We start from the raw sequence: 15,845 nt of genomic DNA, 5'->3' as shown, positions 1-15,845 counted from the left end.
AGGGTAGGGGTCAGTCGAGGGTGCAGGTGAGGGGGAGGTCGGTGGCGGAGCGGCCCAGGAGCAGCCGGTGCGGGCCGGCGGGGAGCGTCCATCGGCCGTCGTTCCAGCGCGACAGCGTGCGGGCGGCCACCTCGATGCGCGCGGTCACGCTCTGCCCGGGGCCGGCTTCGACGGCGGCGAATCCGGCCAGGCGTGGCGGTTCACCCTGGCCTGTCTCCAGGTAGGCCTGGACGACCTCACGTCCGGGGCGGTCGCCGCCGTTGCGGATCGTCACCTCCACCGCGCCGTCACTCGCGGTGGCGTGCAGGTACTCCCAGGTGGTGTAGGACAGGCCGTGGCCGAAGGGGAACAGCACCCCGCCGGGCCGGTAGGCGCGGTAGCCGATGTGCTCGCCCTCGGTGTACTCCAGGACGCCGTTCACCGGCCGGGTGTCCAGGATCGGAACGTCTTTCTCGGCGACGGGGAAGGTGGTGGGCAGGCGGCCGCCGGGTTCGGAGCCGAGCAGGATGTCGGCGATGGCGTCGCCGCCCTCCTGCCCGGGGAACCACGACCACAGCAGCGCCGCGGGCTCGGCGGCCCAGGGCATCAGCCAGGGGGCTCCGGCGTTGACGACGACCACGGTGCGCGGGTTGGCCGCGCAGACCCGCCGTACCAGCTCGTCCTGGCGTCCGTGCAGGGCCAGCGTGGTGCGGTCGAGGTTCTCGGTCTCGGTGTCGGCGTCGCTGCCGACCATGACGATGGCCACGTCGGCGTCGCGGGCGGCCTCGGCGGCGGCGGTGAGCTCGTCGTCATCGTCGCCGCGGGGCGGCTCGTAGCCGAGCCCGGCCAGGGTGACGGGGTAGGGCAGGTTGCGTTGCGGCGTGGTCAGTACCTCGATCTCGACCTCTCCGGCCTCGGCGGTGAAGGTGAAGGTATGCGAGGGGGGGTTGAGCAGCAGGGCGGCGATGTCGTCGCCGTCTTGGAGTTGCTCGTGGTGCTGGTCCTGCCGGCCGGGCACGCGCAGGGTGTGTCGGCCGGTGCCCAGCACCGACAGCCGGTGGGTGCCCGAGGCGGTCAGGGTCAGGCGGGCGCGCAGCGCCAGTTCCGTCACCTCCTCGGCCAGGACGATCGGGAACCACCAGGGGGCGATCTGCCGGTGTTCGGCCGATACCGCCGCGCCGTCGGCGGCGCGGAGCTCCAGCCGCACCCCGGGCTCACCGGTGACCGGATCGACTGCCAGATCCGCCGGCAGGGGCAGCAGTTTGGCGTGCGGAAAGACGCCGGGGCGAACGGTGATCTCGACATCGTCACCGAGTACCCGGCGCAGTCCCTCCAGCGGGGTGACCACGTGCTCGGCGGTGACGTGCGCGCTGCCGCCGCCCTGGGCGGCGAAGCGGACCGCGTTGGGTCCGATCAGCGCCACCCGGGTCAGCTCCCGTGGCCGCAGCGGCAGCAGGCCGTCGTTGCGCAACAGCACCGAGCCGCGGACCGCCAGCTGCCGAAGGCGCATCCGGACGTCGTCGGGTACAGCCGGCGCCGGGGTTGCGGGAATCCCGTCAAGGGCGCCGGTGCGGGCGGCCAGCCGCAGGACTCGCAGCACCTTGTCGTCGACGACCCGCGCGGGAACGCGGCCGTCTTCGACCGCGGCGACCAGCGCGTCGCCCCACGGCCCGCCCGGGCCGGGCATGACCACGTCAAGCCCGGCCAGGGCCGTCTCCTCGGTGGAGCGGGCAGCCATCCAGTCGGACACCACCACCCCGTCGAAATCCCACTCACCTTTGAGCACATCGGCCAGCAGGCGCCGGTTCTCGGTCATGCTCTGGCCGTTGACGCCGTTGTAGGCGGCCATCACCACCCACGCCCCGGCCTCGCGGACCGCGGCCTCGAACGGCGGCAGATACACCTGGCGCAGCGTCGCCTCGTCGATGCGGGCATCGAAGGTCATCCGCTCGGTCTCGGAGTCGTTGCCCACGAAGTGCTTGGCCGTCGCCGCGACCCCGGCCGACTGCACTCCCCCGACGAAGCCCGCCGCGATACGCGCGGTGAGCAGCGGATCCTCCGAATAACACTCAAAGTGGCGCCCGCCCAGCGGTGAGCGGTGCAGGTTCACCGTCGGCGCGAGCAGCACGTGCAGCCCCATCCGGCGGGCTTGCGCGCCCATCAGCCGCCCGGCCTCGCGGGCGTCCTCCTCGTCCCAGGTGGCGGCCAGCGAGGTCGGGCTGGGAAACAGCAACGACGCGGGGGTGTTGCCGCCGAACGAGGCGCCGCGCGGTCCGACGGGGCCGTCCGACAGCATCATCGCCGCCAGCCCGGCCGTCTCCACCGGGGGCAGCGTCCAGGCATCGGCACCGGTCAGCAGGCAGACCTTCTCCTTCAACGTCATGGCGGCCAGGCGGCGCGACAGATCCGTCTCGTCAACGGCGGGCGCAGGCGTTCCTTCGGGGCGATGGTGGTTCACACGATCTCCTCAAGGGCGGCCGGACCGCCGCAAAGAGCCGTGCCGTCGACGACCTTGCCCTCGGCGACGCGCCGAACGAAGGCGACGGTGCGATCGACGGCCTCGGTGGCCTCGGGCAGGAATCCGGCGGCCACCTGCCAGGCGTGCTGCATCTGCGGCCAGACCTCCATCTCGACGTGCACCCCGGCGCGGGCCGCGTTGGCGGCCAGGGCGAGGGAATCATCCAGCAGGCGTTCGGCGCTCGACACCTGCAGGAACAGCGGTGGCAGTCCGCGCAGGTCGGCGAGCACCGGTGAGACGCACACCTCGGTGGCAGACCGCCCCGCGAGGTAGTCGGCCGTCATGATCGGACCGAGTGCGGCGTCCAGGAGCAGGTCGGTCTCGTCCTTTTCCACCCAGCTGCCACACAGGTAGTTCTCCGGCCGCAGGTCATAGACGCCGGAGTAGAGGAAACCGGCCAGCGGTCGCAGATCACCGGCGTCTCGGCGACGCAACAGCAGCGCCGCGGCCAGGTTCGCGCCGGCCGACTCGCCGCCGATCACGACCTTGCTCCCGGGCATCAGGCTCAGCGCGTGAGCGTAGGCCGCCTCACAGTCATCGAGCGCGGCAGGGTAGGGGTGCTCCGGTGCGAGCCGGTACTCCGCCAGCAGGACCCGTGCCCGTGTGCCGAGGGCGAGGTGCGCGGCCAGCGGGCGGGCGGCACGCGCCGAGCCCGTCCGGAACCCGCCGCCGTGGATGTAGACGATGACGAGGTCGTCGCGGGCCCCGTCCGGCGTCATCAGGCGGGTTCCGGGGAAGAGCGCCTCGACGGTCTCGTCGGTGAGGCCGGGGATCGGCCGATAGGCGTCGTCATAGGCTCTGCTTTGTCGGCGTTCCTCCTCCAGATTCATCGGCTCGGAACCGCGGCCGTCGCGCGCTTGTTTGAACATGGCCGCCAGTAGGTCGTAGGTCTTGCTCGGCACCGTGGTCCTTTTCTGTCATCAAAGGCGGGCGAAGCCGGTCTCGATCTCGGCGGGCAGGTACTCGCCGCCCGGGATCATCGCGATCGCCTCGCGGACGGTCATGTTCTGCTGGGCGGAGTCGAGCCCGGCCTGCACGTGCTCGGCGATCTCCGGCAGGTGCCCGACGATGGCGTCGGTGAGAACCCGCAGGGCACCGGGCCGGTCGGCGACCTCGGCCAGGGTGCTGTCCAGGGTGAGCGGGGCGGCGTCGGCCTGGGCGTCGGCGTGCGGTGCGCTCCAGCGGTGGGTGCCGGAGCCGACCGTGATCCGGTCCCCGCCCGGCAGGGTCACCTGGGCGGTGGTGTTGGCCGGGACGACCGCCTCGACGCTGATCTGCCCGCCGTCGAGGCGCCAGGAGGAGGAGGCGAGGCCGTACGGGGTGCGCAGCCGGGCGGTCGCGTGGGTCAGACCGCCGCCGGGGCGGGGGGCGATGGTCAAAGCGCGGTAGCCGGGCTCGGCCGGGGCCAGTCCGGCGACGGTGCGGTGCAGCCAGTCGGCGACCGCGCCCAGCGCGTAGTGGTTGAAGGAGGTCATCCCGCTGGGGTTGACGGTGCCGTCGGGCAGCAGGCTGTCCCAGCGCTCCCAGATCGTGGTGGCGCCCATGGTCACCGGGTACAGCCAGGAGGGGCACTCGCGTTGCGACAGCAATCGGTAGGCCGCCTCCAGGTGGCCCGCCTCGGTCAGGGCGTCGCAGATCAGCGGGGTGCCGACGAATCCGGTGGCGATCGTGTAGCCGCTGCCGCGCACCAGTTCCACCAGGCGGGCGGCGGCGTGGCGACGCTGGAGGGGGCCGGGCAGCAGGGCGAACTCCAGGGCCAGGACGTAGGCGGTGGGCGAGTCGCTGAGCAGCCGGCCGGAAGCGGTGGTGTACTCGTTCTGGAACGCCTGGCGCACCCGGGCCGCCAGCGCCTGATAGCGGGATTCCTCCTCGGCGCGGCCGAGGAGCGCCGCCGTCCGGGCGAGCAGGTCGGCCGAGCGGGCGAAGTAGGCGGTGGCCACGATCTCGGGGTAGGTCCTGGCCTGCTCGGGCCGGTTGGCCGGGGCGGTGGGGTCCAGCCAGTCGCCGAACTGGAAGCCGCTGTTCCACAGGTGATCCGGCCCGGCCAGGCCGGCCACGTGGTCGACCCAGGCGCGCATGCTGTCGAACTGTGCCCGCAGGATCCCGGCGTCGCCGTAGCGGCGATACAGCACCCACGGCACGATCACCGCGGCGTCGCCCCATGCGGCGGCGGCGTTGTCGCCCCCGGTCATCACGTCGGGCACGATGTAGGGCACCACGCCGTTCTCGCCCTGCTCGGCCGCCAGGTCGGCCAGCCAGGAGGTCAAAAATCCGGCGCTGTCGAACAGGAACGACGCCGTCGGGGCGAACACCTGCAGGTCACCGGTCCAGCCCAGGCGTTCGTCGCGTTGCGGGCAGTCGGTGGGCACGTCCAGGAAGTTGCCGCGCATGCTCCACACGACGTTCTCGTGCAGGCCCTCCAGCAGGGGGTCGGAGCAGGTGAACCAGCCGGTGCGCTCCAGGTCCGAGTGGCACACCACGGCGGCCACCTCCTCCACGGGGCCGCTGATCTCGGCGTAGCGGAACCCGTGAAAGGTGAAGCGCGGCTCCCATATCTCCTCCTCGCCGCCGCGCAGAGTGTAGACGTCGGTGGCCTTGGCCGTGCGCAGCGGCGCGACGCACAGCTCACCGTCCTGGAGCACCTCGGCGTGGCGCAATACGACCTGCTCCCCGGCCCGCCCGCGGACGGTGACGCGCAGCCGGCCCGCGAGGTTCTGGCCGAAGTCGACGATCGTGGTGCCCAGCGGGGTCGTGCGCCTGTCCACCGGGGTCAGCACCTGCGTGCGGCGCACCGGCGGCCCGTCGGGGGCCACCAGCGTGGACAGGTCACGCTCCACGAGCTCGACCGGCGACCAATCAGTCACGTCGTGGCCCGGCAGCGACCAGCCCGATCTCTCCAGGCGCGCGTCGTAGGCCTCGCCGTCGTAGAGGTCGGAGCAGATCAGCGGGCCGGACGCCGACCGCCAGGAGGCGTCGGTGGCGAACCGCTCGACGCCTCCGTCGTCGTAGGTGATCTCCAGCTGGGCCAGCCAGGCGAGCCGGTCACCGTAGAGGGCCCGCTTGCCGTCGAAACCGAGCCGGCCCCGGTACCAGCCGTCGCCCAGCGTGGCACCCAGGCAGTTGCGGCCTTGGCGCAGCAGGGCGGTCACGTCGAAGGTCTGGTAGCGCAGCCGGTGCTCATAAGCCGTCCAGCCGGGAGCCAGCACATGGTCGCCGACGACGACGCCGTTCAGTTCCGCCTCGTAGACACCCAGCGCGGTCGCATACAGGCGGGCCGAGCGCACTGCGGCCCGTACGGAGAACTCGCCGCGCAGCAGCGACCCCTCCCCCGGGTCGGCGAACCGGGCCGACCAGTCCGCCGACTCCAGCAGGCCGGCCTCGACATGAGCCTCCTCGCTCCACGACGACCACCCCTCGGCCCCCCGCACCCGAACCCGCACCGCCACACGCTCCCGGGAGGCCAGCGGCGCGAAAGGCCAGGCCACCAGCACCGACTCCGCGGACGTGCCCCCGACCCGCTCACCGCGAGCCTCGATCTCGTAGGCCAGCTGCGTCCATCCGCCCCTGCCGGTCTGGGTGATCCACGACAGGCGGGGAGAGGCGTTTCCGATGCCCAGCGGTTCCCGCAGGTGATCGAAACGGATATCGGTCACGCAGGTCGTCATTGAGGCCTCCTCCGAGCAAGGAACTTACACGTGTCAGTTTTCGTGTTCACCGTACCCCCTTGATGGGGCGGACGCTCAGGCCGCCCGCGACCGCGATGCCGGCGGCGACCAGGAAGAGCAGCGGATAGTTGCCGCCACCACCCACCGCCAGGACGAACGGCGCCACGACGGGCGCGGCCGACTGGGGCAGAGCGCTGGCGATACCGAAGATGCTCATGAACTTGCCCGCCTCCGACTCGCGGTTGGGCAGTACGTCGGTGACCATGGCCAGGTCCACCGCGCCGAACACCCCGGCGCCGAACAGGATGAACTGCGAGCCCACCAGGACCGAGGTGAACGACGAGGCGAAAGCGATGATCACGAACCCGACGACAAAGAGGGCGGCGGCCAGGTAGATGAAGACCTTGCGCCGCCGCAGGCGGTCCGACAGATAACCGCTGGCGATCGCGCCCACGGACGTCATCACCAGCCCGATACCGCCGGTGATCGCCAGCAGGCCGGTGACCTCGCCCAGTTCGTAGCCGAGGTGGTCGGTGAGGAAGTACAGCTGGTAGGTGGACAGGAACATCAGGCTGAAGTGGATGAGAAAACGCCCCATCCAGGTCCAGCTGAAGTCGCGGTGGCGCCGCGGGTCGAACGTGAGGCCGCGCAGCAGGCCGGCGAAGTCGAGGGCGCCGCGCTCGGCCTCCGACAGGCGGCGGTCGGGCATCACCACGACCAGCAGCAGCACCGTGACGCAGGCCACGAGAACGGGGGTCAAGAACAGCAGCAGGGGGGAGTCGCTGAGCATCCCGGCGATCTGGAATCCGCCGACTCCGGCGATCTGCGCGGTGAACCCGAGCAACCCGCCCACCTTGCCACGCTGCTCCTCGGGCACCTGATCGGGCATGATCGCCACCAGCGGCGTTATGACGCAGCTCAGGCCTATCTGCCCGACCACGTAACCCACGAGTGCCCCGGAAACCGACTCGACGGTGGCGATGATCACCGCTCCGGCGATCAGCAGGGGCATTCCGGCCAGCATCCAGGGACGCCGCCGCCCCAGCCGGGAGGTGGTGTTGTCGCTGAGCATGCCGACGACCGGGCTCGCGACGATGTTGACGAGCGTGCCGACCCCGACCACCAGGCCGAGGGCCGTCTCCTTGCCGGCCGGGTCGATCTGCTGCAGGCGGATTGCAAGGGAGACCAGCAGCGGGGTCATGACCGCCACGTACAGCCCGAGATAGGCCAGGACGTAGACGGCGATGAACCCGCCGCCGACCCTTGGCGGCGGTCCGGCGGCGGCGATGGCCGGAGACGGGTGCGCGGTGTCGGACATCGCTCTCCAGAATGAAATCGTTTTAATAAGGGGTGAGGTCCAGCCGGAGCGGCTCTCGTATGACGAGACGGGGCGGCCGATGGGCCCGGGGAGGCATCGCGTGAGCGTACGGCTAATGACACGTGTAAGTATCAGTGCGAGGACGTTAACATCGCTGTTGCCTTGCGGCAATAGGATGACAGGGAGCAGAAACGGACAAGGGGTGTGGGTGCCGACGAAAAGACCTGCCCGAAGGGTCACCAGCACCGACGTGGCACGGGAGGCCGGCCTGTCGCGTGCCACCGTCAGCTACGTGCTCAACGACACCCCGAACCAGTCGATCCCGCAGGAGACCCGCGAGCGCGTACTGCGGGCCGCCGCCCGGCTCGGCTACACCCCCTACGCCCCGGCACGCACGCTGCGCAGCGGACGCAGCGACATCGCCGTCTTCGTACTGCCCGACTGGCCGCGCGGCCCCACCATGACGGACCTGGTCGACCACGCCGCCGAGGTACTGTCCGGCGCCGGATTCACCCTGATCACCCACGTGTACTCCGGCACATCGGACAGGCTGGCCGACCTGTGGGCGGCCCTCACCCCCGCCGCCGTATTCGGCATGCGGCCGTTCACACCACAGGAGTGGCAGGCCATGCGCCAGGCGGGCATCACCGCCGTCCTGCCCCCACCCCACCCACCATCCGAGCAGGATCTGCACTCCAGCCTCTGGGCCCTGGGCGTCGGCCGCAGGCAGGCCGAGTATCTGATCGCCAAAGGGCACACCCGCCTCGCCTGTGCGCTGCCCGACGACCCTCGTCTGGCCGCCCTCGCCCAGGGACGCGCCCAGGGCGCCACGCAGGCATGCGCCGACGCCCGTCTGCCGCCGCCGGCCGTCGCGACTGTCCCCCTGGACGCCGCGGCGGCCGCCGAAATTCTTTCGGCCTGGCGCGCCTCGCCGGACGCCCCCACCGCCGTGTGCGCCTACAACGACGAGATCGCCCTGGCCCTGCTGGCCGGCCTGCGCACTCTCGGCCTGTCGGCCCCCACCGATCTGGCCGTGATCGGCGTCGACGACATCCCCGCCGCCCGGTTCGCGACCCCTCCCCTGACGAGCGTCGCCATCGACAGCGGCGACCTGGGCGCACGCCTGGCCCACGCCCTTCTGCGCGTCCTGGCCGGCGGGAGCGCGGATTTGGTTCTCGTTCCAGACGGCGTGCATGTGATCGAGCGGAACTCCGCCTGATCACCCGCCGACGAGAGATCCGCCGACAGCTTCGGCGAAGCACCTGTCCAGTACGACGACGACCAGCGGGTCGTCATGAACACCACCACAATGCGGGACGCAGGTGGCCCGGTGTGGCGATCGGATCGCAGTCCCGTCCACCTTCGCCTGCCACGCGTCGGCGGCTTCATCGATGATGGCGTTCGGTAACGCGGACGAGCGGTCGACTGTCGGATACGGCAGCACGAACCGCTGGACTTCCCAATCAGGAAGCATCGGCAGGAATGCGAATGAGGCGATTGGACTGCTTGAGCGTAAGAACGACATGATCGGCAAAATCAAGGATGATGTTTCTGGAGAGTTCGCTGTCGACCGCGATGACCTGCAGAGTTCCTTGATATTGCTGTGTGACTGTGTCAAGTAGCCGGTACACATCACGGACACGTTCTCGATCGAACCCCTCATGGCCGGCGTTCGCTGACAGGCCGTCAAGTATGAGCAGTCCCGGCAGGGGAAGGTCGCGGTCGATGTCCACAGTGTGGTGAGCCAGAGCGTGAGCGATGTTCACCAGTGTCTTGAGTCCTTGGCTGGACAGCTCATCGAAAGTGCGTCCTGATACTTCCGGCATGTACGTGGTGCGGTTGATCCTGACAGACGGCTCTTGGCCTAGGTGAGGAATGTGCAGCTCTTGAAGGTATTCGAGCATTCGCTCCTCCAACGCGCGCACGTTGTCTTCGGTGTTGACCTGGCTGAGCTCTCGAGCGTTGATTTCAGCGTTTAGTTCCTCGCGACGGTTTTCCAGTTCTTCGCGTCCCTGAAGTTGCCGGTGGTGACGTTCCAGCAGGGCAAAGTACTCGCGCAGCCGTTGATCTCGCCTTCGAGGCGGGCTTGTTCGGATGCGTGATGTTCGAGCCGGGCGGCGCGGTCGGAGACGGGGTGTCGTTAAGAGTCGTGTCACCAGGTACACGCGATCGTGTTGACCCTGGTGACAGCTCTCGCAGCACCGCTGGGGTTCACCTGCAGAATGCTGATTCCGTCCCGCCAGTCCGGCTCGCTGACCTGGGTTAACGCAATCGCGTGCACCTGCTGACAGCCTCGTTACCGACACCCCATGTAGCGGGAGCCGACCTTGGGCAGGACGGGAGTGGCTGGTGTGCTCATGTGGGCCCCATAGGTCGAAGAGGGGGAAGACGTGATACTTGTACGGGCAAGTAATGAAGGCGCATTTCACTGGTTCGGGAAGCGCGCCGGTCCCGTGTCATCGGTAGGTCCGGGTGCCCGGAGTCGCGTGATAGCTGCGGCCGTCGGGCAGCCTGACGTCGGCCCGCGTTCCCGGTGGGACGGTCGCTGTGAGTTCGAAGGCTTCGCCGACGATCCGCCAGGAGACCGCGATCGCTCCGTACGGGGTATCCAGACTGGCTTCGGCGTGGGTGATGCCACCGCCGGGCCGTGGCTCGATCAGGAAGCGGCGATAGGCCGCGGTGTCGGGGCCGGCGCTCAGCTCGTCGTCGGGAGCCTGTCGGATGCCGGCGGTGTGGGTGTGGAGGAACCGGATGACGGCGCCCTTGCTGTAGTGGTTCAGCGAGCCGTGCGGAGTTCCGTGTTCGTCGATGCCGTTCCACTCCTCCCAGACGGTGGTCGCGCCACGGTCGATCATCGTGAGCCACGAGGGCTCGGAGTCCTGGAACAGCAGGTCGTAGGCGAGGTCCAGATGGCCGGTGTCGGCGAGGACAGGTAGCAGGTAGGGGGTGGCGAGGAACCCGGTGCCGACGTGGGTGCCCGCCGCGCGGATCAGGTCGACCAGGCGGTTGACGGTCGCGGCGCGCAGGTCGTCGGGGACGAGCCGGAAAGCCAGCGCCCGGACGTAGGTGGCCTGAGTCGGTGGAGACAGGGAGCCGTCCGCCGCGATGAACTCGCTCCGCCAGGCCTGCAGCACCTTGCCGGCCAGTTCTGCATAGCGCCCGGCGTCCGCGTCATGCCCGGTCAGCGAGCTGATGCGCGATAGCAGCGCGGCCGACCGGTAGAGATAGGCGGTGGCGATCGCACCCTGGTCGGCGGTGCGGAACGCCTCGGGTTCCGCACCCGGTTCGCACCACTCTCCCCAGTGGAATCCGGCGTCCCACAGGAACTTCTCGTGCGCCGCCGGCTCGGCGCTGCGGGCGACCCGGTCGGGATGGCGCCGGGTGCGGGCCCGCTCGACGGCGAAGTCCAGCCAGCGGACCATCATCGGCCGGAACTCGTGCAGGATGTCGAGGTCACCGTAGGCCCGGTACAGCTCCCAGGGCACGATGACCGACGCGTCGCCCCAGGCGGAGGAGCCGGCGAAGTGATCGAGGATCTCGGGTGGGAGGTCCTGAACCTGCCTGCCGGCCGGGTCTGGGGCGAAGTTGCTCAGGCAGCCGTTGTCCCACTGGTCGGCGGCGAGATCCCGGAGCCATTTCACGGAGAAGCCGGCGACGTCGTAGAGCAGCGTGGCGGTGGGGACGAATAGCATCCAGTCGCCGGTCCAGCCGGCGCGCTCGCGCTGCGGGCAGTCGGTGGGGATGTCGCAGGCGTTGCCGCGGAAAGCCCAGTCGGCGATCTGGTGCAGCCGGTTGATCCGGTCGTCGCTGCACCGGAAGCGGCCGGTGCGGCGCAGATCGGTGTGGACGATCACGCCGGTGGCCGCCGTGATCGGCCGCGAGGCGCCTTCGACGCGGACATAGCGGAAGCCGTGGGTGGTGTGGCGTGGTTCGAACACCGCGTCCCACTCCGCGTTCGCGGTGACCACGTCGATCTGACCGATCGGCAGCGGCTGCCCGGACTGCCAGTCCACCCCGCGCAGATGATCGGTCGTCAGATCGCCGCCCGGGTCGAGCGCCTCGCCATGGGTGAGGGTCAGGGTGTCTCCAGCCGGTACGGTCAGCCGCAACCGGCCGTTGATGTTCTGGCCGAGATCGATGATCTGTGTCCCGGACGGCAGCGTGCTCGCCGAGACCGGGGGTAGCTCCTCGATCGCGCGGACGGGCGGTGCGGGCGAAGCGGTGAGGCGGGCGAAGTCCGCATACAGGCCGTAGGTCACCACCGAGACCTTGGACCAATGCGCGTCGTCGAACTCCGGCGCGCTCCAGCCGGGCTGGACACGTCGCAGGTCGTGGCGTTCTCCGTCCATCAGGTCCGCGGCGGTGATCACGGCGGTCGACGAGGTCCACAGCTCGTCGGTGCCGATCACCGTGGTGGAGCCGTCCGGGTGATCGAGGCGCAACTCGCACAGCGCGGCGGTGCGGGTGCCGTAGAAGTCGGCGATGCGCATGGCGCCGTTGCGGCCGCGGAACCAGCCATCGGACAGGACCAGCGCTAGCGTTCCCGCGCCCTGGGTGACGAGTCCGGTCACGTCGTAGGTCTGCACGTGCAGGATGTCGCGGTAAGCGCTGTAGCCGGGGGTGAGTTCGAGATCGCCGACCCGCCGCCCGCCGAGGAACGCTTCGTAGATCCCGTGGGCGGTTGCGTGCAACCGAGCCCTGGTGATCGGCTTGGACACGGTGAAGTCCCGGCGCAGGAGTTGCGCTGGACGTTCACCTGCCGCGGGCGGGTCCCCGTCTTCCCGGGGTTCGATCCACCGGGCGCTCCAGTCTTCCGGCTCCAGCAGGCCCATCTCCCAGGACGACGGCTGTGACCAACCGCTCTCACCAAGCTCGGTCCGCACCCTGACCTGCCACTCAACCCGCTGGCCCGACTGGAGATCGGGCCCGCTGTACGGGATCAGGATGCTCTGGTCGGAATCGACCCAGCCCGAGTCCCACTCCCCGGCGCGAACCTGATAGGCGAGCTGGCCGGAAGCCGCCGTGGGCAGTGACCAGGACAGTCGGGGACGCCGCACGTAGAGTCCGAGCGGAGCCTCCAGGTGTTCCACTCGCAGGTGGTGAGGGTTGGACATAGCGCGTTCCAATCGTCAGATGAGCGTGCAGGCGAGCGTGATGACTGCGCTGAAGGAGCACGAGAGCGAGCGAACGCTCCTCGATCGGGCAGGTGGACTGGCTGGGGAAGTCAAAACGAAAGGATCGGCGAGGCGGGGCGTGTCCCCGATGTGTTCAGGATGTTAACCAGGCTGTACTGACACGTGCAAGTAGTGGAAAACGGGCCCAGCTCATCCGGGTGGGACCCAACCTCAGGCGGATTCGCGTTCGACCACGTGAATGACGCTCGCCGGAAGCTCCAGCGCCGGATCCTCGTCATTGAGCACCCTGAGCAGCGCCCTGGCGATGTGCTCGCCGATCTCGCCGCTGTCCTGCGCGACTGTCGTCAGCGGAGGTACGGCGAAGCGCGCCGCAGGGATGTCGTCGGCGCCGATGACCGGCAGGCTCGATCCGGCGGCGCGCATCCCGGCCAGCAGCGCCAGGGCCACCTCGTCGTTGTAGGCGCAGGCGGCGGTCACCGTGGCTTCCCAGCCGACCACCGCCTCGGCCGCCGACCCGGCGTCCATGGCGATGGTGGACACCACCGGCTCCGGAAGTCCGGCCTCCGCGCACGCCTGCGCCGCGCCCTCGGCCCGCCCTCTCCCCAGCGCGGACAGGCGGGGATCGTCCGGCACGACGTAGGCCAGCCGCTCGTGCCCCTTGCCGATCAGGTACCGGGCCTGGAGCCGACCCACTCCGCTGATCCACAGGCTGCCGCCGATGTCGTATCCGGGCTGCTCGGACGGGGGCAGGACGGCCGGGATGCGTACCCGCCGCATGCCTTCGAGTTCCTCGCCGGTGAACGGCCGCATGCCGAACACGGCTGCCGGGCTGAGCGCGCTCCACAGCTTCATCAGCCCGTCGTCGTGGCCCGCGTGCACGTGCGTGATGAGGGTGAGTCCGGCCTCGCCCAGCACCTGCGCCGCCCGGTCGACCAGCGCCGCCATGGTCGGCCCCTGCGGCCAGTCGGGGAGCACGAACAGCGCCACGTCGCTGCGCCCGCTGCGCAACGTGCGGGCGGGCGCGTAGGGCGTGTAGCCCAGCCGGGCCGCGGCCTGGAGCACCCGCTGCCGGGTGGCTTCGGGGATGGACTGGCCGGGCGTGTTGTTCAGCACGAAGCTGACCGTGCCACGCGACAGGCCCGCCTCCCGTGCGACGTCCACGCTGGTGATCCTGCGCTTCTTGTCTGCCACTCCCGACTCCGTCCCCGTTGCCCCGCTCGTCGGGGGCTGTTAACGTCTGCCCAGTCATAGGTTACACGTGATAGTAACGGCAGGCGGCCCACCCTCTTTTCTGTAAAAGAGGGCTATTCTCATGCCATTCTTGTGAAATCACGCCAGCAGAATCCGCTCTTGCGGGAAAGGAAACGCGATGTTTAACTCCCGGGTAGCTACTCGACAGTAGTTCCTTCGCTCGCCACTCGCGACCCCCAAGGAGCTGCCCGATGCGTCCTTCCCGAATCCTGCTCTTACTGGCTGCACTTGCCATTCCGCTGCTCTTTCCTGCGCCAGTCAATGCGGCGCCTGCCATCAAATACGTCGCCCGGGGCGACTCCTACGCATCCGGTCCGAGTCTGGCCACACAGGTGGCGCCGGAATGCGAACGCTCCGACCACAACTACCCCCACCTGCTGGCCGCGGCTCTAGGCGTGCGGAGCTTCGCCGACGCCTCCTGCGGTGGCGCGACCACGGCGGCCTTCACCTCCTCGCAGAAGAGCGGCGTGCCCCCGCAGTTTGACATGCTGGCTCCCGACACCGACCTGGTGACCGTCACCATCGGCGGCAACGACGCGGGAATCCTCACCGATCTGGGTACCTGCGGGGTGCTGGCACTGGGCGAGTGGTGGAGCAATCCGCGCCAGAAGCACTTCATCTCGGGAGGAGTCGACCAGATCGAAACGAAGATCGCCGCGGCGGCGGGCAAGGTCGGCCAGGCGATCAGGGACATTCGTGCCCGTGCCCCGCACGCCACCATCGTCGTGGCCGGTTACCTGCGGCTCGTTCCCGACGGCGGTGGCTGCTGGCCGTGGCTGCCCTTCGCCCCGGGCGATGTGCCGTGGGTGACGGCGAAACAGCAGAGCTTGGACGCGATGCTCCAGACGCAGGCGGAGGTCAACGGCGCGCTCGCCGTCAATCCCTACCAGGCCAGCACCGGGCATGACGCGTGCAAGCCGGTCGGTGTCCGCTGGACCGAGCCGACCCTGGGGACGCATTACGGTCCCGCGCATCCCAACGTCGACGGCATGACCGCGATGGCGAACCTCATCAAGGCGAAGCTGGCGATGTGACCACTCGAGGCCGGAGCTGGGACGGCTCCGGCCTCCTACTATCACGTGTTAGTTTGGTGCTCGTGCCAAGCCAGAACTACGAGCTGCTGATCTCCATGCTCCGCGAGGGCCGCGCGAACCGCGGGCCCATGACCCTCGACGACGAGCGCAGGGAAGCCGACCGATACGCCGATCTCTTCCCTGGTGCTCCCGGCATCGCCGAGGAGGTCCATCCCGCCGGTCTGCTGCTGACACCGGCCGACGCACGCGATGACCTGGCCGTCGTGTACATCCACGGCGGCGGGTTCCGGACCGGCAGCGCGAGGAACGCCCGGCAGGTCGGCGCCCGCCAACCAGGATGGAACCGGACGGTGCGCTCGCCTCCGACCAGTTCGACGTCGATGAGTTCGAGCCGATGGGCACCGACCGCGCCCTCATCGGGCTGTTGCGGCTCAACGGAGGAAGAAGACGAGTTCATGTGAGGTCCTCATGCCAGGCGGCATCAGCGATATCGGGGAGTTCGTAGAGGTATTTCTTCAACGTGGCACCGGCACTTGTCCAGATGGCGGCGCAACAAGATGAGGCGATCGGCGAGATGAGCGAAGCTTTCGTCGGAATGCAAAGAAGCCGCGAGTTCGGCGCCGGTGGCTGAGGTGCGATAACCGAATCCTCTGCTGAGCGGTGTCACGTCGATCAGACCGCGGCCGATGAGAGAACCCAGCACCGCGTAGTACGAGGGGTCCAAAGGACCGTAGCGGTAGCGCATCATCCGAGCATCGAGTGGCGCCTCGTCCGGATCGATCCCGGCCACCTCCTCGCCGGAGGCTCCATGTGCGAGCAGTACCTGGCGTAGATTGAGGTTCCCCTCGAGGTGAGGACACCCCCGACAATGGATCTTGTTCCGTAGAGGGGAGCCTTCGGGTGGCACGACCGTCGAAGTTCGGCGATGAGTTCAAGCGGGACGCG

General features: G+C 69.4%; 11 protein-coding genes. 3 read left to right on the top strand and 8 right to left on the bottom strand.

Features of this window, described 5'->3' with window-relative positions; genetic code table 11:
• Window positions 1–10: 10 nt before the first annotated feature.
• The 4 genes from IG98_RS0140225 to IG98_RS0140210 are packed head-to-tail and all read right to left on the bottom strand — an operon-like array spanning window position 11 to window position 7,480.
• Entirely contained in the window at window positions 11–2,437 is a 2,427-nt protein-coding gene (locus tag IG98_RS0140225) for a beta-glucosidase family protein (protein ID WP_051753544.1), read from the bottom strand.
• Complete coding sequence (locus IG98_RS0140220; RefSeq protein WP_030925126.1) at window positions 2,434–3,399, bottom strand: alpha/beta hydrolase; 966 nt, start codon at window positions 3,397–3,399, stop codon at window positions 2,434–2,436. Before IG98_RS0140220 ends, IG98_RS0140225 begins: the two co-directional genes overlap by 4 nt.
• Window positions 3,400–3,417: 18 nt before the next feature.
• Window positions 3,418–6,162 carry a glycoside hydrolase family 78 protein gene (locus IG98_RS0140215; protein WP_030925123.1) on the bottom strand — a complete coding sequence of 915 codons (2,745 nt, stop codon included), beginning with the start codon at window positions 6,160–6,162 and terminating at the stop codon, window positions 3,418–3,420.
• A gap of 46 nt (window positions 6,163–6,208) precedes the next feature.
• Window positions 6,209–7,480 carry an MFS transporter gene (locus IG98_RS0140210; RefSeq protein WP_051753543.1) on the bottom strand — a complete coding sequence of 424 codons (1,272 nt, stop codon included), beginning with the start codon at window positions 7,478–7,480 and terminating at the stop codon, window positions 6,209–6,211.
• 208 nt (window positions 7,481–7,688) lie between these two features.
• Between IG98_RS0140210 and IG98_RS0140205 the strand changes: the two genes are divergently transcribed.
• On the top strand, window positions 7,689–8,699 hold the full coding sequence (locus IG98_RS0140205) for a LacI family DNA-binding transcriptional regulator (RefSeq protein WP_030925119.1): 1,011 nt from the start codon (window positions 7,689–7,691) through the stop codon (window positions 8,697–8,699).
• Between the two features lie 244 nt (window positions 8,700–8,943).
• Here the strand turns inward: IG98_RS0140205 and IG98_RS0140200 are convergent, their stop codons facing one another.
• The 3 genes from IG98_RS0140200 to IG98_RS0140190 form a co-directional block, all read right to left on the bottom strand.
• Entirely contained in the window at window positions 8,944–9,645 is a 702-nt protein-coding gene (locus IG98_RS0140200) for a hypothetical protein (RefSeq protein WP_211264313.1), read from the bottom strand.
• A 291-nt stretch (window positions 9,646–9,936) separates the two neighbouring features.
• Window positions 9,937–12,594: a family 78 glycoside hydrolase catalytic domain gene (locus IG98_RS0140195; protein ID WP_030925114.1), complete on the bottom strand. Its 2,658-nt coding sequence runs from the start codon at window positions 12,592–12,594 to the stop codon at window positions 9,937–9,939.
• A gap of 231 nt (window positions 12,595–12,825) precedes the next feature.
• A complete protein-coding gene (locus IG98_RS0140190) occupies window positions 12,826–13,806 on the bottom strand; it encodes a LacI family DNA-binding transcriptional regulator (RefSeq protein WP_030925112.1) in 981 nt (326 codons plus the stop codon).
• Window positions 13,807–14,057: 251 nt separating this feature from the next.
• Between IG98_RS0140190 and IG98_RS0140185 the strand changes: the two genes are divergently transcribed.
• Together IG98_RS0140185 and IG98_RS0140180 are read left to right on the top strand one after the other, a co-directional pair.
• Window positions 14,058–14,900, top strand: coding sequence for an SGNH/GDSL hydrolase family protein (locus tag IG98_RS0140185; protein ID WP_030925109.1), 843 nt, complete (start codon window positions 14,058–14,060; stop codon window positions 14,898–14,900).
• A 62-nt stretch (window positions 14,901–14,962) separates the two neighbouring features.
• Complete coding sequence (locus tag IG98_RS0140180) at window positions 14,963–15,361, top strand: hypothetical protein (protein WP_157594793.1); 399 nt, start codon at window positions 14,963–14,965, stop codon at window positions 15,359–15,361.
• Window positions 15,362–15,381: 20 nt separating this feature from the next.
• Here IG98_RS0140180 and IG98_RS51455 read toward each other — a convergent pair whose 3' ends face one another.
• The gene (locus IG98_RS51455; protein ID WP_157594792.1) at window positions 15,382–15,690 is read right to left on the bottom strand and encodes a hypothetical protein; all 309 of its coding nucleotides are present in this window, start codon (window positions 15,688–15,690) and stop codon (window positions 15,382–15,384) included.
• Between the last annotated feature and the right edge of the window lie 155 nt (window positions 15,691–15,845).

The sequence above is a fragment of the Streptosporangium amethystogenes genome, assembly GCF_000721075.1.
GTDB lineage: Bacteria > Actinomycetota > Actinomycetes > Streptosporangiales > Streptosporangiaceae > Streptosporangium > Streptosporangium amethystogenes.
The sequence above is the reverse complement of the archived record's forward strand: the minus strand, read 5'-3'. Positions and strand labels throughout refer to the sequence as shown.

What these genes read in the sequence shown, in the direction of transcription:
- IG98_RS0140215 (WP_030925123.1), bottom strand. Translation starts at nt 6,162, where the DNA reads ATGACGACCTGCGTGACCGATATCCGTTTCGATCACCTGCGGGAACCG.
- IG98_RS0140210 (WP_051753543.1), bottom strand. Translation starts at nt 7,480, where the DNA reads ATGTCCGACACCGCGCACCCGTCTCCGGCCATCGCCGCCGCCGGACCG.
- IG98_RS0140195 (WP_030925114.1), bottom strand. Translation starts at nt 12,594, where the DNA reads ATGTCCAACCCTCACCACCTGCGAGTGGAACACCTGGAGGCTCCGCTC.
- IG98_RS0140185 (WP_030925109.1), top strand. Translation starts at nt 14,058, where the DNA reads ATGCGTCCTTCCCGAATCCTGCTCTTACTGGCTGCACTTGCCATTCCG.